Genomic DNA, 24,532 nt, shown 5'->3' on the forward strand with positions numbered 1-24,532 from the left:
ATCAGTGAAACGGGGGGAGCGACTGATGTCTCAGCCGCCCAGTCAGCCGCCGCAGGGTGGCTTCGGAGCACCGCAGGACCCGCCGCCGCAGGGCGGTGGCTTCGGGGCGCCGACCCCGCCGCCACCCCAGGGCCCGCCGCAGCCCGGCTACGGCTACCCCCAGCAACCCCCGCAGCAGCCGGGCCCGTACGGGCAGCCGGGTCCGTACGCCCCCGGGCCCTACGGCCAGCCCCCGCAGCCGGGCCCGTACGGCCAGCCGCAGCAGCCGGGCCCCTACGGGCAGCCGCAGCAGCCCGGGCCGTACGGCCAGCCGCAGCAGCCGGGACCGTACGGGCAGCCCGGTTACGGCTACCCGCAGCAGCCCGGCCACCCCGGCGGGCCCGGCACGCCTCCGGGCGGCTCGCGCAGCCCGTTCAAGGGCAAGCCGGCCGCCGTCGTCGGCGCGGCCGTCGCCGCGCTGCTCGTCGTCGGCGGCACCGTGTGGGCGGTCACCGCGACGGGTGACGACAAGGACGGCAAGAAGCCGGTCGCGCAGGGCAGCGACGACCCCAAGGGCGGCTCCTCCGCACCGGTCGACCCCGGTGACGGCGAGGGCGACGGCGGCGAGGACCCGGACAACCTCAACGAGGGCCGCAAGGCCGGCGAGGCCAGGGTCCTCTGGTACAAGGAGGCGCCCGACGCGCCCGGTTCCGGCGCCGAGGCCCCCGGCATGTGGATCACGGACAAGACCGCCGTGAAGGCCGCCTACAAGCAGCTCCTCGCGTTCCACGTGGGCGACGGCAAGCCCGCCTGGGACACCGTCACCTTCCCGCAGAAGATCTGCGCCACCACCCCGCAGAAGACGGCCGACGACAAGATCGTCGTGGCGTACATGAGCGGCAGCAGCGACCGCGCCAAGTGCAACCAGCTCCAGGAGATCGACCTCGACACGGGCAAGAAGGGCTGGACCCAGAAGGTCGCCGACGGCGCCCTGTTCGACTCCACCCTCTCCGTGGAACTGACGGTCACCGGCAAGACGCTGATGGTGGGCCGCTCCCAGTCGGGCACGGCGTACGACGTGACCAGCGGCAAGAAGCTGTTCGACAAGAAGCGCTACGGCGACACCTGCTTCCCGGCCGCGTTCGCCGGCGGTGACAGGCTCGTCGCCGTCTCCTCCTGCGGTGCGGGCAGCGACAACCAGCACGACGAGGTGCAGGAACTCGACCCGAGGACCGGCAAGGTCCGCTGGACGCAGAAGTTCGACAAGGGCTGGCGGGTCGCCCGCGCCTACTCGGTGAGCCCGCTGGTGATCTACAGCACCAACGAGGACAAGAAGGCCTGGAACATCTCCACCTTCACCTCCGGCGGCAAGTTCCGCTCCCAGGTGAGCTTCGACGAGGACTTCGCCCCCGACTGCGGCTGGGCCATCCTCGCGCGGGACCTGCAGGGCTGCCAGGGCGTCGCCGCCGACGCCGACACGCTCTACCTGCCGACCAAGGCGACCACCGGCGCCAACGAGATCGTCGCGATCAACCTGGCGACCGGCAAGGAGAAGTGGCGGGTGAAGTCCCCGGCCGAGGAGTCGATGCTCCCGGTGAAGGTCGAGGACGGAAAGCTCATCGCCTACGTGGAGCCCACCTACGACGGGGGCGGCCGGGTCGTCTCCATCCCGACGGGCGGCGGCAGCCACAAGCCGGTCGAGCTGCTGCGCAACCCGCAGGGCGCCGCGGCCGTCGAGAAGGGCTTCTTCTCCAAGGCCGTCGACTGGGCCGACGGGCGCTTCTACATCTCCACCACCCGGCTGAGCGGAAACGACGACTCGAAGGAGAAGTTGATGCTCGCCTACGGCAAGTGACTCTTCCCCCTTCCGGACCGCCCGTCCCTCCGTCGCCGTCCGTCCCCTTCCCCGAGGTGCCCACGCCATGACCCAGCCGCCCCCTCCGCCGCCCCAGCAGCCCCCGCAGGGAGGCGGGTTCGGCCCGCCGCAGGACCAGCCGCCGCAGGACCCACCCGCGCAGACCCCGCCGCCCGCCGGCGGACCGGACCTGACCAAGGCCCCCGAGCCGGGCTACGGCTACCCGCAGACCCCGCAGACGCCTCCCGCGGCTCCCCAGGCACCCCCCGCGGGCCCGCCGCAGCCGGGCTACGGCTACCCGCAGGGCGCACCCCAGCCGCCGCAGCCGCCGCAGACGGCACCGGGCTACGGCTACCCCGGCCAGCAGCCGGGCCCGTACGGACAGCCCGGGTACGGGCAGCCGCCGACGGTGCCCTACGGGCAGCCGGGCTACGGGCAGCAGCCCGGGTACGGACAGCAGCCCGGGTACGGGCAGCCCGGGTACGGCTACCCGCAGGGGACCGTGCCGCAGCAGCCGCAGGCCGGACAGCCGGGCCGCGGCGGCGCGTTCAACGCGCAGGTGGCCATCATCGTCGCCGCGGTCGTCGCGATCGCGCTGATCATCGGCGGCGGCGTCTGGTACGCCAACTCCGGCAAGGACGACGGCAGGAAGGACGACACCGCCGGCTCCACCGGCGGCACTGGCGGCTCCGGCGACGGCAAGGGCGGCGCCTCCGGCGGCAAGGAGAAGGCCCCGGCCGACCCCACCGCCAAGGTCCTCTTCCAGGTCCCGGCGCCCGAGGTGAAGAACGACAGCACCGTCGTCGTCTCGGGCTCGTGGCTCACCGACAAGGCGTACGTCAAGAGCGGCATCGCCAAGATCGTCGGCTACGACCGCGACAAGGGCACCGAGCTGTGGACCGTTCCGCTGCCCGGCCCCGTCTGCCAGGCCAGCGGGCACGTCACCGCCGACAACAAGACGGCGATCCTCTACCAGCCCGCGATGCCGACCAAGGCCAAGCCCTCGCAGGGCTGCAGCCAGATCGCCCTGATCGACCTCGACGCGGGCAAGAAGCTGTGGACCAAGACGGTCGACACCGGCGGTGACCCGATCAGCTTCAACAACGTCACGGTCAGCGGGCAGACCGTCGCCGTCGGCAGCACCAGCGGCGGTGCCGCGTTCGACAGCTCCGGCAAGCTCCTGTGGAGCCCCAAGACGAGCGACTCCTGCTACGACGCCGGGTACGGCGGCGGCGAGAAGCTCGTCGCGGTGCGCAAGTGCGGCTCGTACGGGGCCCGGCAGCTGCACATCCAGACCATCGACCCGAAGTCCGGCAAGGTGATCTCCGAGTACAAGATGGCCGAGGACATCGAGTACGCGAGCGTCGTGTCGACCGACCCGCTCGTCGTGGCCGCCGACGTCGGCGACTCCGCGGGCGACGGCAGCGGCATCTCCGACTTCTTCTCCATCGACAACAGGACCGGCAAGCTGCGCACGCGCATCGCCGCGCCGGGCGAGCAGTTCGCGGCCCGCTGCGAGGGCATCACGCGCATCGAGTACTGCACCGGCATCGCCGTCGGCGCCGACCGGCTCTACCTGCCGACCGAGGAGCACGACGGCACCGGCAAGTACAGCCAGACCAACGAGATCGTCGCCTTCGACCTCACCACCGGCAAGCAGACCGGCCAGCGGGCCGACGCCGGCGACGGCTACACGATCTCGCCGCTGCGCATGGACGGCGGCAACGTGATCGCCTACAAGCGCCCGCCGTACGACAAGGGCGGGCAGGTCGTCAGCATCGACGGCGGCAGCTTCAAGCAGACCAAGCTGCTGGAGAACCCGGCGACCGAGCAGGTGCGGGACGTGGAGACCCGGATGTCCCCGGACTACTCCGAGTACCTCTACGCCGACGGCCACCTGTTCATGTCCCGGGTGTACGCGAGCAAGCGGTCCACGTCGGGCGACGAGGAGTACCTCGCGGTCGGCTTCGGTACGAGCTGATCGTCTTCCGGTCGGTTCCTGACCGACCCGTGGCCATGGCGGTCCCGTCCCTGCTCAGGGGCGGGACCGTTCGCGTTTGGGTCGGTCAACCTCGTATGCGAGGAATTTCCGCGATCCGGGGCGATTCTCGCCGGTAGGGGGAGCGCGACGTCGAACAAGCGTGTAGCTTCCGGGGGCATGAAGGCGGGGGAGCCGGGGGGCTTCCATGGGGGGACCGGGGTGACTGGGGGGTTGCTCGATGGGAGTGCGGCTCATGGTGGTCGACGACCACCGTCTGCTGGCCGAGGCGCTGGCGTCGGCGCTGAAGCTGCGGGGGCACCGGGTGCTGGCCGCGGCGGCGCCGGCCGCGGGGGCGGCGGAGCTGGTGATCACGCGGGCGCCGGAGGTGTGCCTGCTGGGCACGGCCGCACCGGCCGAGCCGGGGATCTTCGACCCGGTGGTGCGGATCAAGCGGGAGCGGCCGCAGGTCGCGGTGCTGGTGCTGGGGCCGGTGCCGAGCCCGCGGGGCATCGCGGCGGCGTTCGCCGCGGGTGCGTCGGGCTACGTCCGGCACGACGAGCGCATCGAGGGCGTGGAGCGGGCGATCATGAAGGCCCGGGCGGGGGAGGCGGCGGTGGCGCCGCAGCTGCTGCAGGGGGCGTTCGCCGAGCTGCTGAACCCCGCGGCCCAGCCGGACGACGAGGGGCAGCGGCTGCTGTCGATGCTCACCCCCAGGGAGGTCGAGGTCCTGGTCCGCGTCGCGGACGGCGAGGACACCCGCCTGATCGCGGCGGGCATGGGCATCGCCCCCTCCACGGCCCGCACGCACGTCCAGCGGGTCCTGATGAAACTCGGCGTCGGCTCCCGCCTGGAGGCAGCGGCCCTGGCAGCCCGAACGGGCCTCCTGGACCGAGCGACCCCACCCCCGGGCCCGGTGACTGAGCCCTGACGGACACACGCGTCCACCGGGGGCCGGGTGCGAGTCGGCGGCGGGGGCCTGCCGGAGCCGGGGTGGTCCGGGTGCGGCAGGCCCCTGAGCCGACCGGGTGGGGTCAGGCCTTCGGCTCCTCGTCCGGCATGGTGTCCGGCGGGGGCGGGGCCACCGGCCTCAGCTTCAGCCAGGCCAGGAAGAACAGGCCCAGCAGCAGCATGCCCAGGCCCGTCCAGAGGTTGATGTTGACGCCCTCCGCCTTGTCGATGTCGGCGTCGGACGCCGTGAAACCGGCGATCATGACGATGACGCCGTAGAGCACGAAGAGCCCGCCGATGATGCGGCGGATGTCGAACAGCCGGGCGGCCGTCGCCGACTTGCCCTGCAGCTCGGTGACCTCCCGCTGCACGTCCTTCTCGGAGTAGAACTCGGACATCTGTCAATCCTCCCTCGAAAAGCGGGAACGGTCAGAACGAGAACGGGATGTAGCAGGCCGCGGCCAGGATCACCGCGCCCCAGCCGAGCAGCGCGGGCTTGCGGTACCACGCCTCGTCCCCGGGCGCCGGCGGCTCCGCCATGCCGGGCGAGCGCGTGCCGTAGACCAGGCCCTGGAGTTCCGCGGCCGGCTTGGGCGCGGTGAACAGCGACACCGCGACCATCACGACCGCGCCCGCGACGAACCCGGCGATCGCCGAGACGAAGTTGGCGCCCTGGTCGGAGGGGATGTCGACGATGTCCTGCTTGTACAGGACGAAGTAGTTGACCATCGCCGCCGTCGTGCCCGCGATCAGGCCCCAGAAACCGGACTTGACGGACGCCCGCTTCCAGAACATGCCGATGATGAACACCACGAACATCGGCACGTTGAAGAAGGAGAACAGCGCCTGGAGGTAGGCCATGATGTTCGAGAACGACCGGGCCAGGAACGCCGTGCCGATGGACGCGAGGACACCGACCGCGGTGATGAGCCGGCCGAAGCGCACGTAGTACTCGTCCTCGCGGCCCCGGACGATGTACTTCGCCCAGATGTCGGTCGTGAACACCGTGTTGAACGACGACACGTTGGCCGCCATGCCCGCCATGAACGCCGCGAGCAGACCGGTCACGGCGATGCCCAGCACGCCGTTGGGCAGCAGCTGCTCCATCAGGTAGGGGATGGCGTCGTTGTACTGCAGGTCCGAGTCGGCCGTGCCGATCTTCGGGACCAGGGCCGCCGCCACCAGGCCCGGGATCATCACCAGGAACACGATGAAGATCTTGGGGAACGCGGCGATCAGCGGGGTGCGCTGGGCGGCGGAGAGGTTCTTCGCGGACAGTGCGCGCTGCACCTCGGCGAAGTTCGTCGTCCAGTAGCCGAAGGACAGCACGAAGCCGAGCCCCAGGACGATGGTCAGCCAGTTGGCGCCCAGCGGGTTGTCGTTGCCGATGCCGGTGCCGCCCCAGGAGGTCATGAAGTCACTGCCGTGCTGCGCGGTGAGCTTGTCGGACAGCCCGTCCCAGCCGCCGACGCTCTTCAGCCCGAGCACGGTGATCGGGATGAGCGCGGCCAGGATGACGAAGAACTGCAGGACCTCGTTGTAGATCGCCGAGGACAGTCCGCCGAGCGTGATGTACGCCAGCACGAAGAACCCGGCGACCACGATCGCCACCCACTCCGGCCAGCCCAGCAGCGCCTCGACGACGATGGCCAGGGCGTACAGGTTGACGCCGGCGATGAGGATGGCGGCGAAGGCGAACAGGATCGAGCTGAGCAAGTGCGCCGCCCTGTCGAAGCGCAGCAGCAGGAACTCGGGGACCGAGCGCACCTTGGAGCCGTAGTAGAAGGGCATCATCACCAGGCCCAGGAAGACCATGGCCGGGATGGCGCCGATCCAGTACCAGTGCGTGGTGTAGACGCCGTACTGGGCACTGTTGGCGGCCATGCCGAGGATCTCGGTGGCGCCCAGGTTGGCCGCGATGAACGCCAGTCCGGTGACCCAGGCGGGCAGGGAGCGGCCCGACAGGAAGAAGTCGAGGCTGGTCTTCACCGACCGGCGGGCGGCGAAGCCGATGCCGAGGACGACGACGAAGTAGATGCCGAGGATCGTGTAGTCGAGCCAGTTGGTGGGGAGCCGCAGCTCGGCCGACAGATACATGGGGGGATGCATGAGCCCTCGCTTCGTTGCGCGAACCGATACCTGGCGGAATCCACTTCTCCGCGTTCCGTCATTGAACACGTCCGGTGGTGCACTTTGTTTGATTGTGATGTTGACCGAGTGTGGTGAGTTGTGTTTCTATATGTTGGGTTATGTTGAAGGATGAGTGAGCAGGATGAGGGAGTCCGGCGTGAAGAAGACCTCGACCCGGCTGGCCGACGGCCGCGAGCTCATCTACTACGACCTGCGGGACGACACCGTCCGGGACGCGGTCGACCGCCGCCCCCTGGACCGCACGGTCACCACGTCGGAGATCCGCCGCGACCCCCTGCTCGGCGACGCGGTCGCCGTCGCCTCGCACCGCCAGGGCCGCACCTACCACCCGCCGGCCGACGAGTGCCCCCTGTGCCCGTCCGCGGGCGACCGGCTCAGCGAGATCCCCGACTCCTCCTACGACGTCGTCGTCTTCGAGAACCGCTTCCCCTCCCTGGCCGGCGACGCGGGGCGCTGCGAGGTCGTCTGCTTCACCTCCGACCACGACGCCTCCTTCGCCGAGCTCGACGAGGAGCAGGCGCGCCTGGTGCTGGAGGCGTGGACCGACCGCACGTCGGAGCTGTCCCATCTGCCCGCCGTCGAGCAGGTCTTCTGCTTCGAGAACCGGGGCGCCGAGATCGGCGTGACGCTCCAGCACCCGCACGGGCAGATCTACGCCTACCCCTTCACCACCCCGCGCACCGCCCTGATGCTCCGTTCGGCCGTAGCCCACAAGGAGGCGACGGGCGGGGAGAACCTCTTCGACGCCGTCGTGCGCAGCGAACTCGCCGGGGAGCGGGTCGTCCTGGAGGGCGAGCACTGGGTGGCCTTCGTGCCGTACGCGGCGCACTGGCCCTACGAGGTCCACCTCTACCCCAAGCGGCGGGTGCCCGACCTGCTCGCCCTGGACGAGGCCGCGCGCACAGAATTCCCCAAGGTCTACCTGGAACTGTTGAGGCGCTTCGACCGGATCTTCGGCGAGGGTGAGCCGCCGACGCCGTACATCGCGGCCTGGCACCAGGCACCGTTCGGCGCGCTGGAGGAGTTCGACGGGCTCGTGCGCGAGGACTTCGCGCTGCACCTCGAGCTTTTCACCATCCGCCGCACTTCCGGCAAGCTGAAGTTTCTCGCGGGTTCCGAGTCCGGCATGAACGTGTTCATCAACGACGTGCCGCCGGAGCGCGCGGCCGAGCGACTGCGAGAGGTAGCGAGTTCATGAGCGGGAAGTACCTGGTGACGGGCGGCGCGGGATACGTCGGCAGCGTGGTCGCCCAGCACCTGCTGGAGGCCGGTCACGAGGTCGTCGTCCTCGACGACCTGTCCACCGGCTTCCGCGAAGGCGTCCCGGCCGGGGCCGCCTTCGTCCAGGGCGACATCCGCGACGCCGCCGACCATCTGGACTCCACCTTCGACGGCGTGCTGCACTTCGCCGCCTCCTCCCAGGTCGGCGAATCGGTCGTCCGGCCCGAGAAGTACTGGGACAACAACGTCGGCGGCACCATGGCCCTGCTCGGCGCGATGCGCGAGGCCGGCGTGCGCACCCTGGTCTTCTCCTCCACGGCCGCCACCTACGGCGAACCGGAGCAGGTCCCGATCGTCGAGACCGCCCCCACCCGCCCCACCAACCCCTACGGCGCGTCCAAGCTCGCGGTCGACCACATGATCACCGGTGAGGCGGCGGCGCACGGCCTGGGCGCGGTCTCCCTGCGCTACTTCAACGTGGCGGGCGCCTACGGGCAGTACGGCGAGCGCCACTCCCCCGAGTCCCACCTCATCCCGCTGGTGCTTCAGGTGGCGCAGGGCAGGCGCGAGGCGATCTCCGTCTTCGGCGAGGACTACCCGACGCCGGACGGCACCTGCGTGCGCGACTACATCCACGTCGCCGACCTGGCCGAGGCCCACCTGCTGGCTCTCCAGGCCGCCACCCCCGGCGAGCACCTGATCTGCAACCTGGGCAACGGCAACGGCTTCTCCGTCCGCGAGGTCGTCGACACCGTCCGCCGGGTCACCGGCCACCCGATCCCCGAGGTCGTCGCACCCCGCCGGGGCGGCGACCCGGCGGTCCTGGTGGCGTCCGCCGCCCGGGCGCACGAGAAGCTGGGCTGGAAGCCGTCCCGCGCGGATCTCGCGGGCATCGTCGCCGACGCGTGGGACTTCGCGCAGCGGCACGGCAAGCAGTAGCTACGAGAAGGTCAGGGGAGCAGGGCATGAGCGAGGCTGTTGCCGAGACGGTCGCCGCACGGTTCACCGAGCTGTACGGCACCGCGCCGCAAGGGGTCTGGGCGGCGCCCGGCCGCGTGAACCTCATCGGCGAGCACACCGACTACAACGACGGCTTCGTCATGCCGTTCGCCCTGCCGCACACGGCCGTCGCCGCCGTGTCGCGCCGCGACGACGGCGTGCTGCGCCTGCACTCCGCCGACGTGGACTCCGGCGTCACCGAACTGCGCCCGGACGAGCTCGCCCCCGGGTCCGACAAGACCTGGACGGCGTACCCGGCGGGCGTGGTCTGGGCCCTGCGCGAGGCCGGCCACGCGGTCACGGGCGCGGACATCCACCTCGCCTCCACGGTCCCCTCCGGTGCCGGCCTGTCCTCCTCGGCGGCCTTGGAGGTCGTGGTCGCGCTGGCCCTGAACGACCTGTTCGCGCTCGGCCTGCGCGGCTGGCAGCTGGCCCGCCTGTGCCAGCGCGCGGAGAACGTCTACGTGGGCGCGCCCGTCGGCATCATGGACCAGACGGCGTCGGCCTGCTGCGAGGAGGGCCACGCCCTCTTCCTGGACACCCGGGACCTGTCCCAGAAGCAGATCCCCTTCGACCTGGCGGCCGAGGGCATGCGCCTGCTGGTCGTGGACACGCAGGTCAAGCACTCCCACAGCGAGGGCGAGTACGGCAAGCGCCGTGCGGGCTGCGAGAAGGGCGCGGCCCTGCTGGGCGTCGACGCCCTGCGCGACATCGCCTACGACGACCTGGACGCGGCCCTGGAGCGCCTCGGCGACGAGGAGGAGGTCCGCCGCCTGGTCCGGCACGTGGTCACCGAGGACCAGCGGGTCGAGCGCGTGGTCTCCCTCCTGGAGTCGGGCGACACCCGCCGCATCGGCCCCCTCCTGGTCGAGGGCCACACCTCCCTGCGCGACGACTTCCGCATCTCCTGCCCCGAGCTGGACCTGGTCGTCGAGGCGTCCCTGTCGGCCGGTGCGCTCGGCGCCCGCATGACCGGCGGCGGCTTCGGCGGCTCGGCGATCGTCCTGGCGGAGGAGGCGGACGTCGACGCCATCACCAAGGCGGTGACGGAGGCCTTCGCCGCCGCGGGCTTCACCGCGCCCCGGGTCTTCGGGGCGGTGCCGTCGGCGGGCGCCCGCCGGCTGGTCTGAGCCTCACCCGAGCGTTTTCGTCAGCAAGTACTCCGTGATGCCCGGCGGATAGTCCGGCACGGTGCACGCCACCCGGTACCCCTGCTTCTCGTAGAAGCGGGGGGCCTGGAAGTCCCAGGTCTCCAGCCGGGAGGAGCGGCAGGAGCGCTGCGTGCGCGCGATGTCCTCGGCCTGGGCCAGCAGACGGCTGCCCAGGCCCGCGCCGCGGTGGCGGTCGTCGACCCACAGGTGCGTCACGTGCAGCCAGGTCGCCCAGGTGTAGCCGACGAGCCCGCCGGCGAGGGTGCCGTCCGTCTCGTTCACCGCCCACACATGCAAGGGGACGTCCCTCTCGCCGGGCGTTCCGCGCAGCGAGCGCAGGATCGCGGAGGCGGCCGTGTTGGAGTCCCGCAACCGGGTGCGGAGCAGATCACGTCGGGCCTTGTCGACTTCTGTCTCAAGACGGAACATGCGGCACACCATAAACGCGTCGGACAGTCAGTTCTGCAAATAACCTTCCGCTCCGGGCACCCGTCCGTACTCTGATGAACAGCACCGGTGGGGGCCGGTGCCGCTCAGGGGGCGAGACAGCCGGGTACGACGCCCGGGGTGGGGGTGGCGGTTCCCGCACGGCGGCGGCCGTGCGGCCGGCGGCACCCCGGTGAGGCCGCGGACACGGACGGACGCGGACGATCACCGCACTCCGGCGTCGTGCCCGCACGGTGTCGTCTTCCGACGATGGGGATCCCCTGCTCCTCGGGAGCATCGGGGAAGGGGGGTTACGTGGTTCGCATCCGAGTCCTGGTCGTCGACGACCATCGCATCTTCGCCGAGTCGCTCGCCGCGGCCCTGGCCGCCGAGCCGGACGTCGAGGTCTCCGCGGCCGGCAGCGGCCCGGCCGCCCTGCGCAGCCTGGAGCGCGCGGTCACCGAGGGGCGCCGCTTCGACGTGCTGCTCGTCGACGCCGACCTGGGCGGCAAGGTCCCGGGCGCCCGCCCGGCCGTACCCGTGCAGGAGGGCAACGAGGACGGGCTGGTCGACGGCATCTCCCTGGTCACCGGGGTGCGCCACGCGCAGCCGAACGTACGGATCGTCGTGCTCGCCGAGAAGGACGACCCGCGGCGGGCCGCCCTCGCCCTGCAGGCGGGGGCCTGCGGCTGGGTCGCCAAGGACTGCTCGCTGTCCCGGCTGCTCACCGTCATCCGCGGGGTGCTGCGCGACGAGACGCACCTGCCGCCCGCGCTGCTGACCGGCGTGCTGCGCGAACTCACCGCCGCCCGCAAGCACCGCACCGAGAGCGAGCGGCTCGTGGAGTCGCTCACCCCGCGTGAGCGCGAGGTGCTGCGGTGCATGGTGGCGGGGCTGGGGCGCAAGGCCGTCGCCGAGCGCCTGTACCTGTCGCCGCACACCGTGCGGACCCACATGCAGAACGTGCTGGGCAAGCTCGGGGTGCACTCCACCCTCGCCGCCGTGGCCCTGGCCCGGCGCGCCGGTGTCGGACCGGTCGACCTAGCCGGGGATGTTGTCGAACGGGGCGGTCAACTGGCGTAGCAGCCCGGCCAGTTCGCCGCGCTGGCTGCGGGAGAGCTCCGCGAGGATCGCCCGCTCCTGGTCCAGCAGCCCGGACAGGGCCTGGTCCGCGCGGTCCCGGCCCTCGTCCGTCAGCCGCACCAGCACGCCCCGCCGGTCGCTGGGGTCCGGCAGGCGCTCCACCAGGCCCTTCTTGGCCAGCCGGTCGATGCGGTTGGTCATGGTGCCCGACGTGACCAGGGTCTGGGTGAGGAGCTGCCCCGGGGAGAGCTGGTACGGCGTGCCCGCGCGGCGCAGTGCCGTCAGCACGTCGAACTCCCACGGCTCCAGCTGGTGTTCCGCGAAGGCCAGGCGCCTGGCCCGGTCCAGGTGCCGGGCCAGCCTGCTCACGCGGCTGAGCACCTCGAGCGGTTCCACGTCGAGGTCAGGGCGCTCCCGGCGCCACGCTGCGACCAGCCGATCGACCTCGTCCTCCATGACGATCAGTGTAGTGGTTGTGTCGACGTAGAGTCTCTTGATGTCGATCTTCTTGACATCGAGAGACTTTCGGGATCACGCTGGGTGCACGCGCCCCGCGGCCGCACCCGGACGCCGCCCGGACCACCAGGAGGACCCATGCCCGCAGCCGCCCCCACCTGGGACCCCGCCCAGTACCTGCGCCACGCCGGGCACCGCGCCCGACCCTTCGCGGACCTCCTCGCCCGCGTCCCCGACCTGCCCGCCCAGCCGCCCGACCGCCCCCGCATCGCCGACCTCGGCTGCGGCCCGGGCAACGTCACCGTCCTGCTCGCCGGCCGCTGGCCCACCGCCCGCATCACCGGCTACGACAACTCCGCCGAGATGCTCGACCGGGCCCACGTGGACCACGCGGGCCCCACCGCGGGCGGCGGACGGCTGGACTTCGCCCCCGCCGACGCCCGCACCTGGACCCCCGACGCACCCCACGACCTGATCGTCAGCAACGCCACCCTGCAATGGGTGCCCGGGCACGCCGAACGCTTCGCCGACTGGACGGCCGCGCTGAAGCCCGGCGGCACCTTCGCCTTCCAGGTGCCGGGCAACTTCGACGCCCCCAGCCACCGCCTCATGCGCGACCTGGCCGCGACACCGCGCTGGCGCGACCGGCTCGACGGCGTCCTGCGCCACGCCGACGCCGTCCTCACCCCGGCGGCCTACCACGAGCGGCTGACCTCACTCGGCTGCGCGGCCGACGTGTGGGAGACGACGTACGTCCATCTGCTGCCGGGGGAGGACCCGGTGCTCGACTGGGTCAAGGGGACCGGGCTGCGGCCCGTGCTCACCGCGCTCGGCGACGATCCCGAGGCGTGCGGGGCGTTCGTCGCCGAGTACCGCGACGCCCTGCGCGAGGCCTACCCGCCCGGCCCGCACGGCACCCCGTTCCCCTTCCGCCGCGTCTTCGCCGTGGCCCGCAGACAGGACTGAGGGCCACGACGTCTCCGCCGGCGCCGGTCAGGCCTTGCGCCGCCCTATCAGGTGGGGCTTGGCCTCCAGGCCGTCCAGGCCGTGCCAGGCCAGGTTCACCAGGTGCGCGGCCACCTCGGCCTTCTTCGGCTTGCGCACGTCCAGCCACCACTGACCCGTCAGCGCGACCATCCCCACCAGGGCCTGCGCGTACAGCGGGGCCAGCTTCGGGTCGAACCCGCGGCTCTTGAACTCACGGCCCAGGATGTCCTCGACCTGCGTGGCGATGTCCGAGATCAGCGACGCGAACGACCCCGTCGACTGGGGGATGGGCGAGTCACGGACCAGGATGCGGAACCCGTCCGTGTACTCCTCGATGTAGTCCAGCAGCGCGAACGCCGCCTGTTCGCACAGTTCACGCGGGTGACCGGCGGTCAGCGAACCCGTCACCATGTCCAGCAGGCACCGCATCTCGCGGTCCACGACCACCGCGTACAGGCCCTCCTTGCCGCCGAAATGCTCGTAGACCACCGGCTTGGAGACCCCGGCCTTCGCCGCGATCTCCTCCACCGACGTGCCCTCGAACCCCTTCGCGGCGAAGAGCGTGCGACCGATCTCCAGCAGCTGCTGACGGCGCTCGGCACCGGTCATCCGGGTGCGACGCGCTCGCCGCGGCTTGTCATTGCTGGGATTGCTGCTCGAGTCGGTCGCCACAGCGACCATCATGCCGCCTCGACGGGCTCCTTCCCGCGCCGGGAGCCGCCTTCCGAGCCGTCACGGCGCGAATCGATACGCGAGCGTGACGGCCAGCGCACGTCGTACGCCCAGCCCGCCAGCTCGAACCAGCGGATCAGCCGGGCGGAGGAGTCCACCTGCCCGCGCATCACGCCGTGCCGGGCGGACGTGGGGTCCGCGTGGTGCAGGTTGTGCCAGGACTCGCCGCACGACAGGACCGCCAGCCACCACACGTTGCCCGACCGGTCACGCGACTTGAACGGACGCTTGCCCACCGCGTGGCAGATCGAGTTGATCGACCAGGTCACGTGGTGCAGCAGCGCCACCCGCACGAGCGAACCCCAGAAGAACGCGGTGAACGCGCCCCACCAGGACATCGTCACCAGACCGCCGATCAGCGCCGGCAGACCCAGCGACACCACCGTCCACAGCACGAACTGGCGCGAGATCGTCCGGAGCGTCTTGTCCTTGATCAGGTCCGGGGCGTACTTCTCCTGCGGCGTCTGCTCCTCGTCGAACATCCAGCCGATGTGCGCCCACCACAGCCCCTTCATCAGGGCCGGCAGCGTCTCGCCGAACCGCCACGGCGAATGCGGGTCGCCCTCCGCGTCGGAGAACTTGTGGTGCTTGCGGTGATCGGCCACCCAGCGCACCAGCGGCCCCTCGACCGCCATCGACCCGGCGATCGCCAGGGCGATCTTCAAAGGCCGCTTGGCCTTGAACGAACCGTGCGTGAAGTGGCGGTGGAACCCGATCGTGATGCCGTGGCACCCCAGGAAGTAGAAGAACACCAGCAGGCCGATGTCCAGCCAGCTCACTCCCCAGCCCCACGCCAGCGGCACGGCCGCCAGCAGCGCGACGAACGGGACGATGATGAAGACAAGCAGGGCGAGCTGCTCGATGGACCGCTTCTTCTCGCCACCGAGCGTGGCGGAGGCTTCGGCTGCGCTGGCTTGACCGGGCGCCTTCACGGCGTCCTCGATCACGTCGGAACTACTGGTCATACGCGTCCCCTGGGGGGTATGTGGATGGAGAAGGTGCGGCCGGGCCACGGCAATCCGTGCAGTACTCCCTACGGTTCCGTAACCTACGGCGTCGTAAGTATGGCAGTGCGTCGCTCCGCGGCAAGAGCCCGACGGCCTGCGCGTCCCGGCCGACACCTATCCTTGAGTCGGTCGGACAGCGCGGTCCGCTCTGATTTCTTCCCGGACGTCCCGCCCCGCAAGCGGCGCCCGCCGCGCGAGACGCCGTCCGGGTTCCCCTCCCAGACGAGCTTCAACACTGCAAGGAGCCGCACCTGTGAGCAGTGCCGACGACCAGACCACGACGAGCAGTGAGCTGCGTGCCGACATCCGCCGCCTGGGCGACCTCCTCGGGGAGACCCTCGTCCGGCAGGAGGGCCCCGAGCTGCTGGACCTCGTCGAGAAGGTCCGCCGACTGACCCGCGAGGACGGCGAGGCCGCCGCCGAGCTGCTGCGCGGCACCGAACTGGACACCGCGGCCAAGCTGGTCCGCGCCTTCTCCACCTACTTCCACCTGGCCAACGTCACCGAGCAGGTCCACCGCGGCCGCGAACTGCGCGCCCGCCGCGCCGCCGAGGGCGGACTCCTCGCCCGCACCGCCGACCGGCTCAAGGACGCCGACCCCGACCACCTGCGCGAGACGGTCCGCAACCTCAACGTCCGCCCCGTCTTCACCGCCCACCCCACCGAGGCCGCACGCCGGTCCGTCCTCAACAAGCTCCGGCGCATCGCCGCGCTCCTGGAGACCCCGGTCATCGAGTCCGACCGCCGCCGCCTCGACATCCGGCTGGCCGAGAACATCGACCTCGTCTGGCAGACCGACGAACTGCGCGTCGTCCGCCCCGAGCCCGCCGACGAGGCCCGCAACGCCATCTACTACCTCGACGAACTCCACGCCGGCGCCGTCGGCGACGTCCTGGAGGACCTCACCGCCGAACTGGAACGCGCCGGCGTCAAGCTCCCCGACGACACCCGCCCCCTCACCTTCGGCACCTGGATCGGCGGCGACCGCGACGGCAACCCCAACGTCACCCCCCAGGTGACCTGGGACGTCCTCATCCTCCAGCACGAGCACGGCATCAACGACGCCCTGGAGACCATCGACGAACTCCGCGGCTTCCTGTCCAACTCCATCCGCTACGCCGGCGCCACCGAGGAACTGCTGACCTCCCTCCAGACCGACCTGGAGAACCTCCCCGAGATCAGCCCCCGCTACAAGCGCCTCAACGCCGAGGAGCCCTACCGGCTCAAGGCCACCTGCATCCGGCAGAAGCTGGAGAACACCAAGAAGCGCCTCGCCGAGGGCACCCCCCACATCGACGGACGCGACTACCTCGGCACCGGCGAACTCCTCGCCGACCTGCGGATCGTCCAGGACTCCCTGCGCGCCCACCGCGGCGGCCTCTTCGCCGACGGCCGCCTCGCCCGCACCATCCGCACCCTCGCCGCCTTCGGCCTCCAGCTCGCCACCATGGACGTCCGCGAACACGCCGACGCCCACCACCACGCCCTCGGCCAGCTCTTCGACCGGCTCGGCGAGGAATCCTGGCGCTACGCCGACATGCCCCGCGACTACCGCGCCAAGCTCCTCGCCAAGGAACTGCGCTCCCGCCGGCCCCTCGCCCCCACCCCCGCACCCGTCGACGCCGCCGGCGAGAAGACCCTCGGCGTCTTCCAGACCGTGCGCAAGGCCCTGGAGGTCTTCGGACCCGAGGTCATCGAGTCCTACATCATCTCCATGTGCCAGGGCGCCGACGACGTCTTCGCCGCCGCCGTCCTCGCCCGCGAGGCCGGCCTCATCGACCTCCACGCCGGCTGGGCCAAGATCGGCATCGTGCCGCTGCTGGAGACCACCGACGAGCTCAAGGCCGCCGACACCATCCTCGAGGACATGCTCGCCGACCCCTCCTACCGGCGCCTCGTCGCGCTGCGGGGCGACGTCCAGGAGGTCATGCTCGGCTACTCCGACTCCTCCAAGTTCGGCGGCATCACCACCAGCCAGTGGGAGATCCACCGCGCCCAGCGCCGCCTGCGCGACGTCGCCCACCGCTACGGCGTCCGCCTGCGCCTCTTCCACGGCCGCGGCGGCACCGTCGGCCGCGGCGGCGGCCCCACCCACGACGCCATCCTCGCCCAGCCCTGGGGCACCCTGGAGGGCGAGATCAAGGTCACCGAACAGGGCGAGGTCATCTCCGACAAGTACCTCATCCCCTCCCTGGCCCGGGAGAACCTGGAACTCACGGTGGCCGCCACCCTCCAGGCCTCCGCCCTGCACACCGCGCCCCGCCAGTCCACCGAGGCCCTCGCCCGCTGGGACGCCGCCATGGACGTCGTCTCCGACGCCGCCCACGCCGCCTACCGGCGCCTCGTCGAGGACCCCGACCTGCCGACGTACTTCCTCGCGTCGACACCGGTGGACCAGCTCGCCGACCTGCACCTGGGCTCCCGGCCCTCCCGCCGCCCCGGCTCCGGGGTCTCGCTCGACGGCCTGCGCGCCATCCCCTGGGTGTTCGGCTGGACCCAGTCCCGGCAGATCGTCCCCGGCTGGTTCGGCGTCGGCTCCGGCCTCAAGGCCCTGCGCGAGGCCGGCCTCGACACCGTCCTGGACGAGATGCACCAGCAGTGGCACTTCTTCCGCAACTTCATCTCCAACGTCGAGATGACCCTGGCCAAGACCGACCTGCGGATCGCCCAGCACTACGTCGACACCCTCGTCCCCGACGAACTCAAGCACGTCTTCGACACCATCAAGGCCGAACACGAACTGACCGTCACCGAGGTCCTCCGCGTCACCGGCGAGAACGAACTGCTGGACGCCGCGCCCGTCCTCAAGCAGACCTTCGCCATCCGCGACGCCTACCTCGACCCCATCTCCTACCTCCAGGTCGCCCTGCTCAAGCGGCAGCGCGACGCGGCCGCCGCCGGCGAACAGCCCGACCCGCTGCTCGCCCGCGCCCTGCTCCTCACCGTCAACGGCGTGGCAGCGGGCCTGCGCAACACCGGCTGACCCGCACCCGGACAGCACCGTGCCCCCGGACCCGCAAGGACCCGGGGGCACGGTGCCGTCCACACCTCAGCCGCGCCGCGCGCTCCGGCGACGGAACACCAGCACACCACCCGCCGCCAGCAGCACCGCCGCCACGCCCGACAGCAGACCCACCGGCGCACCGGCGCCCGTCTCCGCCAGGTCACCACCCGCGGAACCCTGCGGCGACGGCGACGACGCACCCCCACCCCCCGGCGCACCGGCGGACGCCGACGCGGACGGGCCGCCCGGCTCACCCGACGGCGCGCCGGACGTCCCCGGGGACGGCGACGCGGACGGCGTCCCCGACGGCGACGCGGACGCCGACCCGGACGGCACCCCACCGCCGGGCTCCTCGTCCTCGCAGTCCGTCCAGAACACCTTGTGCTTCGCCGCGCCCTTCTCGCCGTCGAAGTTCCAGAACAGCTTGTAGTGACCGTCGGGCAGCGACAGATCCTCGCTCCGGCCGTGGCCCTCGCCGTCCAAGGCCAGCGCGCCCGACTTCACCGTCTGCCCCTTGTTCTCGCTCGGCGGGATGGCGTCGATGCGCCAGTCGACCTGCTGACCGCCGTCGAAACCGAAGGCGTCCAGGTAGAAGGTGCACACATGCGGCTCGTTGCGGCGCAGCTCCTCGCCCGTCGCGGCGTCATGGATCTTGACCGTGCCGTTGTCCCCGGGCGGGGTGGCGTGCGCGGCGGGAGCGAGCAGGAGGGCCGCGGAAGCGGTGGCGCAGACAGCGCCGAGGCGGGAGAGGGTTCGCATCGGGAAATCCATCTTCGAGAAGTGACGGGAAGATGTGGAGGGGGCGGCTCAGCTTCCAGCCCGGCCCGACAGCACGTCAATCACGAACACACAACACTCGGGCCCCTCCACAGACCTGGAGAACGCCCCGACCCCTCAGACCGTCACGAAAGCCGCCGTCAGCAACGCCACCCCCGACACCGCCAGCACCCACGCCGCCCGCGACCGCAGCAGACCACCCGCCACCACCACCGACGCCAGCAGGAACGCGCCACCCAGCGGGATCCACGCGTACAGCACCCCCGCCGGACCCGAACGCACCGCGTGCTCACCACCCGGCTTCAGCACCACCGTGTACGTCCGGCCCTGCTCCACCGCGACCGACTTCTCCAGCACCACCCGCGACCGCGGCTGCGACCCCGCCGACAGCGGCGCGTACCGGCCCGAGCACATCTCCCGACCGCACCGCGTCACCTCGACCGTGCCCCGCTCCCGGCCCTTCGTCAGCATCACGTGCTGCGCCGTCCCCCACGACGCCCACACCCCCGCCACCACGATCAGCACCGCCATCGCGCCCATCACGGCGAACCGGCCGAACCGCAGCGCGACGGCCGACACCGGGCGGGAGGGCAGGGCATGGGCAGGCATGGCCGGGATCATTGGCCATGCCTGAACAACCCGTCAACCTCGCCGGGTGACAAGTCAGGAGTTGTACGTACTCTGCGCCCGCTCCAGACCGTCGATCACCAGACACTCCACCGCGTCCGCCGCCCGGTCCACGAAATAGTCCAGCTCCTTGCGCTCCGCCGACGAGAAGTCCTTCAGCACGAAGTCCGCCACCTGCATCCGCCCCGGCGGCCGCCCGATCCCGAACCGCACCCGGTGGTAGTCCGCACCGAACGCCTTCGTCATCGACTTCAGCCCGTTGTGCCCGTTGTCCCCGCCCCCCAGCTTCAGCCGCAGCACCCCGTAGTCGATGTCCAGCTCGTCATGGACCGCCACCACATGCGCCACCGGCACCTTGTAGAAGTCCCGCAGCGCGTTCACCGGCCCGCCCGACAGGTTCATGTACGACATCGGCTTCGCCAGGATCACCCGCCGGTTCGCCGGCCCCGGCGGACCGATCCGCCCCTCGACCACCTGCGCCTGCGCCTTCCCGGCCCGCTTGAACCTCCCCCCGATCCGCTCGGCCAGCAGATCGGCCACCATGAAGCCCACGTTGTGCCGGTTCCCCGCGTACTCCGGCCCCGGATTGCCCAACCCCACGATCAGCCACGGAGCGGCCGCATCGGTCGTCACGTCCATGTCTCCTTCATACGCGTCGGCCGCTGCCCCGCACGGGAACAGCGGCCGACGAAACGACGACGCAGAGGATCAGGCCTCGGCGGCCTCTTCCTCAGCGGACTCCTCGCCCTCCGGGGCCTCCTCGGCCTGCGCGGCCAGGACCTGCAGGACGACGGCGTCCTCCTCGACGGCCAGCGTCGTGCCCTTGGGCAGCTGGATGTCCTTCGCGAGGATCGAGGCACCGGCCTCCAGACCCTCCACGGACACCGTCACGCCCTCGGGGATGTGCGTGGCCTCGGCCTCGACCGGAAGCGCGTTCAGCACGTGCTCCAGCAGGTTGCCGCCCGGAGCCAGCTCGCCCTCGGTCTGCACCGGGATCTCCACCGTGACCTTCTCGCCGCGCTTGACCAGCAGCAGGTCCACGTGCTCCAGGAAGCCCTTCAGCGGGTCGCGCTGCACCGACTTCGGGATCGCCAGCTCGTTGGTCTTGCCGTCGATGTCCAGCGCGATCAGCACGTTCGGCGTACGCAGCGCCAGCAGCAGCGCGTGACCCGGCAGGGTCAGGTGCAGCGGGTCCGAACCGTGCCCGTACAGCACGCCGGGAACCTTGTCCTCACGACGGATACGGCGCGCGGCACCCTTGCCGAACTCGGTGCGCGTCTCGGCGGCGATCTTCACCTCGGACATGATCACTCCTCATAGTCAGAAACGGACGTGGTCACCCGGCCACGAACGGCCTGCTACGAAGAGCGCGTCGATAACGGACCGCCGCAATCCCGCCAACACACGGGAAACGGCCTCCCTCGCCGAGCAACTGCAGCAGTCTACTCGGCAAGGGAGGCCGCACCCAAAACGATCTCCGCAGCGATCCCTACTGCTCGTCGAACAGGCTCGTCACCGAACCGTCCTCGAACACCTCACGCACCGCCCTGGCGATCGTCGGCGCGATCGACAGCACCGAGATCTTGTCCATGTCCGCGCTCAGCTCACCCGGCGTCGGCAGCGTGTTCGTGAACACGAACTCGCTCACCCGCGAGTTCTTCAGCCGGTCCGCCGCCGGACCCGACAGCACACCGTGCGTCGCCGTCACGATCACGTCCTCCGCACCGTGCGCGAACAGCGCGTCCGCCGCGGCACAGATCGTCCCACCCGTGTCGATCATGTCGTCCACCAGGACGCACACGCGGCCCTTCACCTCACCCACGACCTCGTGGACGGTGACCTGGTTCGCGACGTCCTTGTCCCGGCGCTTGTGCACGATCGCCAGCGGCGCGCCCAGCCGGTCGCACCAGCGGTCCGCCACCCGCACACGGCCCGCGTCCGGGGACACCACCGTCAGCTTCTCCCGGTCCACCTTCCGGCCCACGTAGTCCGCCAGCAGCGGCAGCGCGAACAGGTGGTCCACCGGACCGTCGAAGAAGCCCTGGATCTGGTCCGTGTGCAGATCCACGGTCAGGATCCGGTCCGCGCCCGCGGTCTTCATCATGTCCGCGATCAGACGCGCCGAGATCGGTTCACGCCCACGGTGCTTCTTGTCCTGCCGCGCGTAACCGTAGAACGGCACGATGACCGTGATGGAGCGGGCCGACGCACGCTTCAGCGCGTCGATCATGATCAACTGCTCCATGATCCACTTGTTGATCGGAGCCGTGTGGCTCTGGATCAGGAAGCAGTCGGCACCACGCGCCGACTCCTGGTAACGCACATAGATCTCACCGTTCGCGAAGTCGAAGGCCTTCGTCGGGACGACCCCGACACCCAACTGCTGGGCGACCTCCTCGGCAAGCTCGGGGTGGGCGCGGCCGGAGAAGAACATCAACTTCTTCTCGCCGGTCGTCTTGATCCCGGTCACAGCACTGTCTCCTCAGAGGTGTCGCAGCTGGGTGTCGAGAGACCTCGCAGCCGGCTTGCCGGAGGCCGTCTCAGCTGGTGGGGGTGCGGGTGTGCACTTATCACCGTACGCCGTGTTTGAGGCATCGGTTTCCGGTCAGCCCTCCTCGGCCGACCCCCGGGAAGCCGCCTCCGCCGCCTTCGCGGCAGCGCTCCCCGGACGCTTGCGAGCCACCCAACCCTCGATATTCCGCTGCTGACCACGGGCCACGGCCAGCGAACCCGCCGGCACATCCTTCGTGATCACGGACCCCGCGGCGGTGTACGCACCGTCCCCCACCGTGACAGGCGCCACAAACATGTTGTCCGAGCCCGTACGGCAATGCGAACCGATGGTCGTGTGGTGCTTCTCCTGGCCGTCGTAGTTCACGAACACGCTCGCGGCACCGATGTTCGTGTACTCACCGATCGTCGCGTCCCCCACGTACGACAGATGCGGCACCTTCGTCCCCTCACCGATCGAGGCGTTCTTCGTCTCCACGTACGTCCCGATCTTGCCCTTCGCCCCCAGCCGCGTCCCCGGACGCAGATACGCGTACGGACCGACGCTCGCCCCCGGACCCACCTCGGCCCCCGAGGCCACCGTGTTGTCCACCCGCGCCCCCGCACCCACCCGGGTGTCGGTCAGCCGGCAGTTGGGCCCGACCTCCGCGCCCTCGCCGAGATGCGTCGAGCCGTGCAGCTGCGTGCCCGGATGGACGACCGCGTCCTGCTCGAACGTCACGGTGACGTCGACGAAGGTCGTCGCCGGATCGACGACGGTCACCCCCGCGAGCATCGCCTCCGTCAGCAACCGGTCGTTCAGGATCCGCCGCGCCTCGGACAACTGCACACGGTTGTTGATCCCCGCGATCTCACGGTGATCACCCGCCACCGACGCCCCGACCCGGTGCCCGGCCTCCCGCAGGATCCCCAGGACGTCCGTCAGGTACTCCTCGCCCTGGCTGTTGTCCGTGCGCACCTTCTTCAGCGCGTCGGCCAGCAGCTGGCCGTCGAACGCGAACACCCCCGAGTTGATCTCCCGGATCGACCGCTGCGCGTCGGTGGCGTCCTTGTGCTCGACGATGGCGGTGACCGCACCCGAGGCGTCGTCCCGCACGATCCGGCCGTAGCCCGTCGCGTCCGGCACCTCGGCGGTCAGCACGGTGACCGCGTTGCCGTCGGCGGAGTGCGTCCCGGACAGCGCCCGCAGCGTCGCGCCGGTCAGCAGGGGGGTGTCCCCGCACACGACCACGACCGTCCCGTCGACCGACCCGCCCAGCTCCTCCAGGCCCATCCGTACGGCGTGCCCCGTGCCGTTCTGCTCGGCCTGCACGGCGGTGCGGACGCCGGGGGCGATCTCGCCCAGGTGGGCGGTGACCTTCTCCCGTGCGTGGCCGACCACGACGACCAGGTGCTCGGGGTCCAGCTCGCCGGCGGCGGCGAGGACGTGGCCGACGAGACTGCGGCCGCAGAGCTCGTGCAGGACCTTGGGTGTGGCCGACTTCATACGGGTGCCCTCACCCGCTGCGAGAACGACGACGGCTGCCGGGCGGTTGGCGCTCACGGAATGCCCTTCGGCTGTGGATGGGGTGGGGTGTCATCCGCAGGATACCGGGGGGTTTTTCCGGGGGCATGGGTGCGGGGTCCGACCGGTGTTGATCCGGTGGGACCCCGAACCGAGGCGATGCCTGTCATGGGCTCCCCCGCAAGGATTCGAACCTTGTCCTGCTGGTACCAAAAACCAGTGTGCTGCCAGTTACACCACGGGGGACAGCGCCTCAGACCTTACCGGAGACGGGCTTGAGCGTGGGCAACGATGCCGCGCCACCAGCCCTCGACACGGTTGTACAGATCGGCACTTCGCGCGACGGTGACGACGAGGCAGCCGCGGTAGTCGTCACCGGTGTTCTTGCGCACGGTCTTCGGGTTGTGCTTCTTCAGCGTCGGCCTGGCGAAGACCGACGGGTCGGCATCGACCAGACCCGCCCAGAAGCGGTGAGCGGCTTCCACGTCGGCCGATTCATGGATGAGCACCCGGAAGCCCAGCCGCGGACGTTCCACGCCGAGCAGGTCGAGCCAGGCGAGGTAGACCTGGATCACCCCGGGGTCGCTGTTGACGAAGATGGCCCGCTCGCGCCGGTCGTACGGCTTGCTCTTGGAGCCCTCGGCCCAGTACAGCGCGACGCCGGCGAGGAACAGCTCCCTTTCCGTGAGCTCTCCGACCTCCTGCGCGGCGTTCTCCCTGGTCCGCTCACGCTCTTCGTTCTGCGTGGCCCGCAGCCGAGCGAGACCTGCCTGCATCAGGGCCCGCTGCTCCTCCGGTGTGTAACGCGGTTCGGGCTTCGGAAGGTCACGCACCCACAGCGAGACGGAACTCCTGGAGCACCCCAGCTCCGCCTCGATGCGGTCGTACGTCCAGCCCTGGAGGCGCAGCTCTCTGGCTCGCTCGCGGAGGTCGTCCTTGGCGTTCGGGCGTTTTGTCCAGGCCGGTGGCGGCTCGCCCTTGACCAGGCGGTTGAGGAGGTCGTTGTTGTGGATCTTCAGCTCGTCGCGGATCTGCCGGAGGGAGAGGCCCCGGCGGCGCAGGGCGATCGCCCTCTCGCGCAGGGACTCGAAGTCCGCGTACTTGCTCGACGCATGTGCCATACGCATACCGTC

General features: G+C 70.8%; 22 protein-coding genes and 1 tRNA gene. 9 read left to right on the forward strand and 14 right to left on the reverse strand.

Annotated elements, in window-relative coordinates:
* The first annotated feature begins 25 nt into the window (after window positions 1-25).
* The 3 genes from ACFYWG_RS28950 (at window position 26) to ACFYWG_RS28960 (ending at window position 4,743) form a co-directional block, all read left to right on the forward strand.
* Entirely contained in the window at window positions 26-1,834 is a 1,809-nt protein-coding gene (locus ACFYWG_RS28950) for a PQQ-binding-like beta-propeller repeat protein (RefSeq protein ID WP_389204139.1), read from the forward strand.
* Between the two features lie 67 nt (window positions 1,835-1,901).
* Window positions 1,902-3,815 carry a PQQ-binding-like beta-propeller repeat protein gene (locus tag ACFYWG_RS28955; RefSeq protein ID WP_389204140.1) on the forward strand — a complete coding sequence of 638 codons (1,914 nt, stop codon included), beginning with the start codon at window positions 1,902-1,904 and terminating at the stop codon, window positions 3,813-3,815.
* A gap of 238 nt (window positions 3,816-4,053) precedes the next feature.
* Window positions 4,054-4,743, forward strand: coding sequence for a LuxR C-terminal-related transcriptional regulator (locus ACFYWG_RS28960; RefSeq protein ID WP_383501768.1), 690 nt, complete (start codon window positions 4,054-4,056; stop codon window positions 4,741-4,743).
* A 103-nt stretch (window positions 4,744-4,846) separates the two neighbouring features.
* Here ACFYWG_RS28960 and ACFYWG_RS28965 read toward each other — a convergent pair whose 3' ends face one another.
* Together ACFYWG_RS28965 and ACFYWG_RS28970 are read right to left on the reverse strand one after the other, a co-directional pair.
* Window positions 4,847-5,161 carry a hypothetical protein gene (locus ACFYWG_RS28965; protein ID WP_376332348.1) on the reverse strand — a complete coding sequence of 105 codons (315 nt, stop codon included), beginning with the start codon at window positions 5,159-5,161 and terminating at the stop codon, window positions 4,847-4,849.
* A 31-nt stretch (window positions 5,162-5,192) separates the two neighbouring features.
* Complete coding sequence (locus ACFYWG_RS28970; RefSeq protein WP_383501765.1) at window positions 5,193-6,872, reverse strand: sodium:solute symporter family protein; 1,680 nt, start codon at window positions 6,870-6,872, stop codon at window positions 5,193-5,195.
* A 178-nt stretch (window positions 6,873-7,050) separates the two neighbouring features.
* Between ACFYWG_RS28970 and galT the strand changes: the two genes are divergently transcribed.
* From galT to galK, 3 genes are read left to right on the forward strand one after another with little or no spacing between them, the layout of a single operon-like run.
* The gene (galT, locus tag ACFYWG_RS28975) at window positions 7,051-8,112 is read left to right on the forward strand and encodes a galactose-1-phosphate uridylyltransferase (protein ID WP_389204142.1); all 1,062 of its coding nucleotides are present in this window, start codon (window positions 7,051-7,053) and stop codon (window positions 8,110-8,112) included.
* Window positions 8,109-9,074 carry a UDP-glucose 4-epimerase GalE gene (gene galE / locus ACFYWG_RS28980; RefSeq protein ID WP_389204143.1) on the forward strand — a complete coding sequence of 322 codons (966 nt, stop codon included), beginning with the start codon at window positions 8,109-8,111 and terminating at the stop codon, window positions 9,072-9,074. The genes galT and galE overlap by 4 nt, the downstream gene beginning before the upstream one ends.
* Window positions 9,075-9,100: 26 nt before the next feature.
* On the forward strand, window positions 9,101-10,264 hold the full coding sequence (galK, locus tag ACFYWG_RS28985) for a galactokinase (RefSeq protein ID WP_383501759.1): 1,164 nt from the start codon (window positions 9,101-9,103) through the stop codon (window positions 10,262-10,264).
* 3 nt (window positions 10,265-10,267) lie between these two features.
* On the opposite strand, the gene ACFYWG_RS28990 is transcribed toward galK, so the two are convergent.
* Window positions 10,268-10,726: a GNAT family N-acetyltransferase gene (locus ACFYWG_RS28990; protein WP_383501756.1), complete on the reverse strand. Its 459-nt coding sequence runs from the start codon at window positions 10,724-10,726 to the stop codon at window positions 10,268-10,270.
* A 300-nt stretch (window positions 10,727-11,026) separates the two neighbouring features.
* Between ACFYWG_RS28990 and ACFYWG_RS28995 the strand changes: the two genes are divergently transcribed.
* Window positions 11,027-11,794, forward strand: coding sequence for a LuxR C-terminal-related transcriptional regulator (locus tag ACFYWG_RS28995; RefSeq protein WP_383501753.1), 768 nt, complete (start codon window positions 11,027-11,029; stop codon window positions 11,792-11,794).
* On the opposite strand, the gene tamR is transcribed toward ACFYWG_RS28995, so the two are convergent.
* Window positions 11,753-12,250 (reverse strand): MarR family transcriptional regulator TamR, encoded by a 498-nt coding sequence (tamR, locus tag ACFYWG_RS29000; protein WP_376332359.1) that lies wholly within the window; start codon window positions 12,248-12,250, stop codon window positions 11,753-11,755. The genes ACFYWG_RS28995 and tamR overlap by 42 nt on opposite strands.
* 138 nt (window positions 12,251-12,388) lie before the next feature.
* On the opposite strand from tamR, the gene ACFYWG_RS29005 reads away from it, so the two are divergent.
* Entirely contained in the window at window positions 12,389-13,216 is an 828-nt protein-coding gene (locus ACFYWG_RS29005; RefSeq protein ID WP_385412302.1) for a trans-aconitate 2-methyltransferase, read from the forward strand.
* A 27-nt stretch (window positions 13,217-13,243) separates the two neighbouring features.
* On the opposite strand, the gene ACFYWG_RS29010 is transcribed toward ACFYWG_RS29005, so the two are convergent.
* Window positions 13,244-13,921, reverse strand: coding sequence for a TetR family transcriptional regulator (locus ACFYWG_RS29010; RefSeq protein ID WP_369194458.1), 678 nt, complete (start codon window positions 13,919-13,921; stop codon window positions 13,244-13,246).
* Window positions 13,918-14,934: an acyl-CoA desaturase gene (locus ACFYWG_RS29015; RefSeq protein WP_383501747.1), complete on the reverse strand. Its 1,017-nt coding sequence runs from the start codon at window positions 14,932-14,934 to the stop codon at window positions 13,918-13,920. Before ACFYWG_RS29015 ends, ACFYWG_RS29010 begins: the two co-directional genes overlap by 4 nt.
* A 295-nt stretch (window positions 14,935-15,229) precedes the next feature.
* On the opposite strand from ACFYWG_RS29015, the gene ppc reads away from it, so the two are divergent.
* Complete coding sequence (gene ppc, locus ACFYWG_RS29020) at window positions 15,230-17,959, forward strand: phosphoenolpyruvate carboxylase (protein WP_376332365.1); 2,730 nt, start codon at window positions 15,230-15,232, stop codon at window positions 17,957-17,959.
* Between the two features lie 66 nt (window positions 17,960-18,025).
* On the opposite strand, the gene ACFYWG_RS29025 is transcribed toward ppc, so the two are convergent.
* The 8 genes from ACFYWG_RS29025 to ACFYWG_RS29060 form a co-directional block, all read right to left on the reverse strand.
* The gene (locus ACFYWG_RS29025; protein ID WP_389204145.1) at window positions 18,026-18,739 is read right to left on the reverse strand and encodes an LPXTG cell wall anchor domain-containing protein; all 714 of its coding nucleotides are present in this window, start codon (window positions 18,737-18,739) and stop codon (window positions 18,026-18,028) included.
* Window positions 18,740-18,874: 135 nt separating this feature from the next.
* Window positions 18,875-19,366, reverse strand: coding sequence for a hypothetical protein (locus tag ACFYWG_RS29030; protein WP_389204146.1), 492 nt, complete (start codon window positions 19,364-19,366; stop codon window positions 18,875-18,877).
* 54 nt (window positions 19,367-19,420) lie between these two features.
* A complete protein-coding gene (gene pth, locus ACFYWG_RS29035; RefSeq protein ID WP_376332371.1) occupies window positions 19,421-20,023 on the reverse strand; it encodes an aminoacyl-tRNA hydrolase in 603 nt (200 codons plus the stop codon).
* A gap of 69 nt (window positions 20,024-20,092) precedes the next feature.
* Complete coding sequence (locus ACFYWG_RS29040) at window positions 20,093-20,689, reverse strand: 50S ribosomal protein L25/general stress protein Ctc (RefSeq protein ID WP_376332373.1); 597 nt, start codon at window positions 20,687-20,689, stop codon at window positions 20,093-20,095.
* Between the two features lie 184 nt (window positions 20,690-20,873).
* Window positions 20,874-21,854: a ribose-phosphate diphosphokinase gene (locus tag ACFYWG_RS29045; protein ID WP_376332374.1), complete on the reverse strand. Its 981-nt coding sequence runs from the start codon at window positions 21,852-21,854 to the stop codon at window positions 20,874-20,876.
* Between the two features lie 135 nt (window positions 21,855-21,989).
* The gene (gene glmU / locus ACFYWG_RS29050; RefSeq protein ID WP_376332376.1) at window positions 21,990-23,438 is read right to left on the reverse strand and encodes a bifunctional UDP-N-acetylglucosamine diphosphorylase/glucosamine-1-phosphate N-acetyltransferase GlmU; all 1,449 of its coding nucleotides are present in this window, start codon (window positions 23,436-23,438) and stop codon (window positions 21,990-21,992) included.
* A 134-nt stretch (window positions 23,439-23,572) separates the two neighbouring features.
* Window positions 23,573-23,645, reverse strand: a tRNA-Gln gene (locus tag ACFYWG_RS29055).
* A 14-nt stretch (window positions 23,646-23,659) separates the two neighbouring features.
* Entirely contained in the window at window positions 23,660-24,520 is an 861-nt protein-coding gene (locus ACFYWG_RS29060) for a hypothetical protein (protein ID WP_389204147.1), read from the reverse strand.
* Between the last annotated feature and the right edge of the window lie 12 nt (window positions 24,521-24,532).

This window comes from Streptomyces sp. NPDC003456 (assembly GCF_042878735.1).
GTDB lineage: Bacteria > Actinomycetota > Actinomycetes > Streptomycetales > Streptomycetaceae > Streptomyces.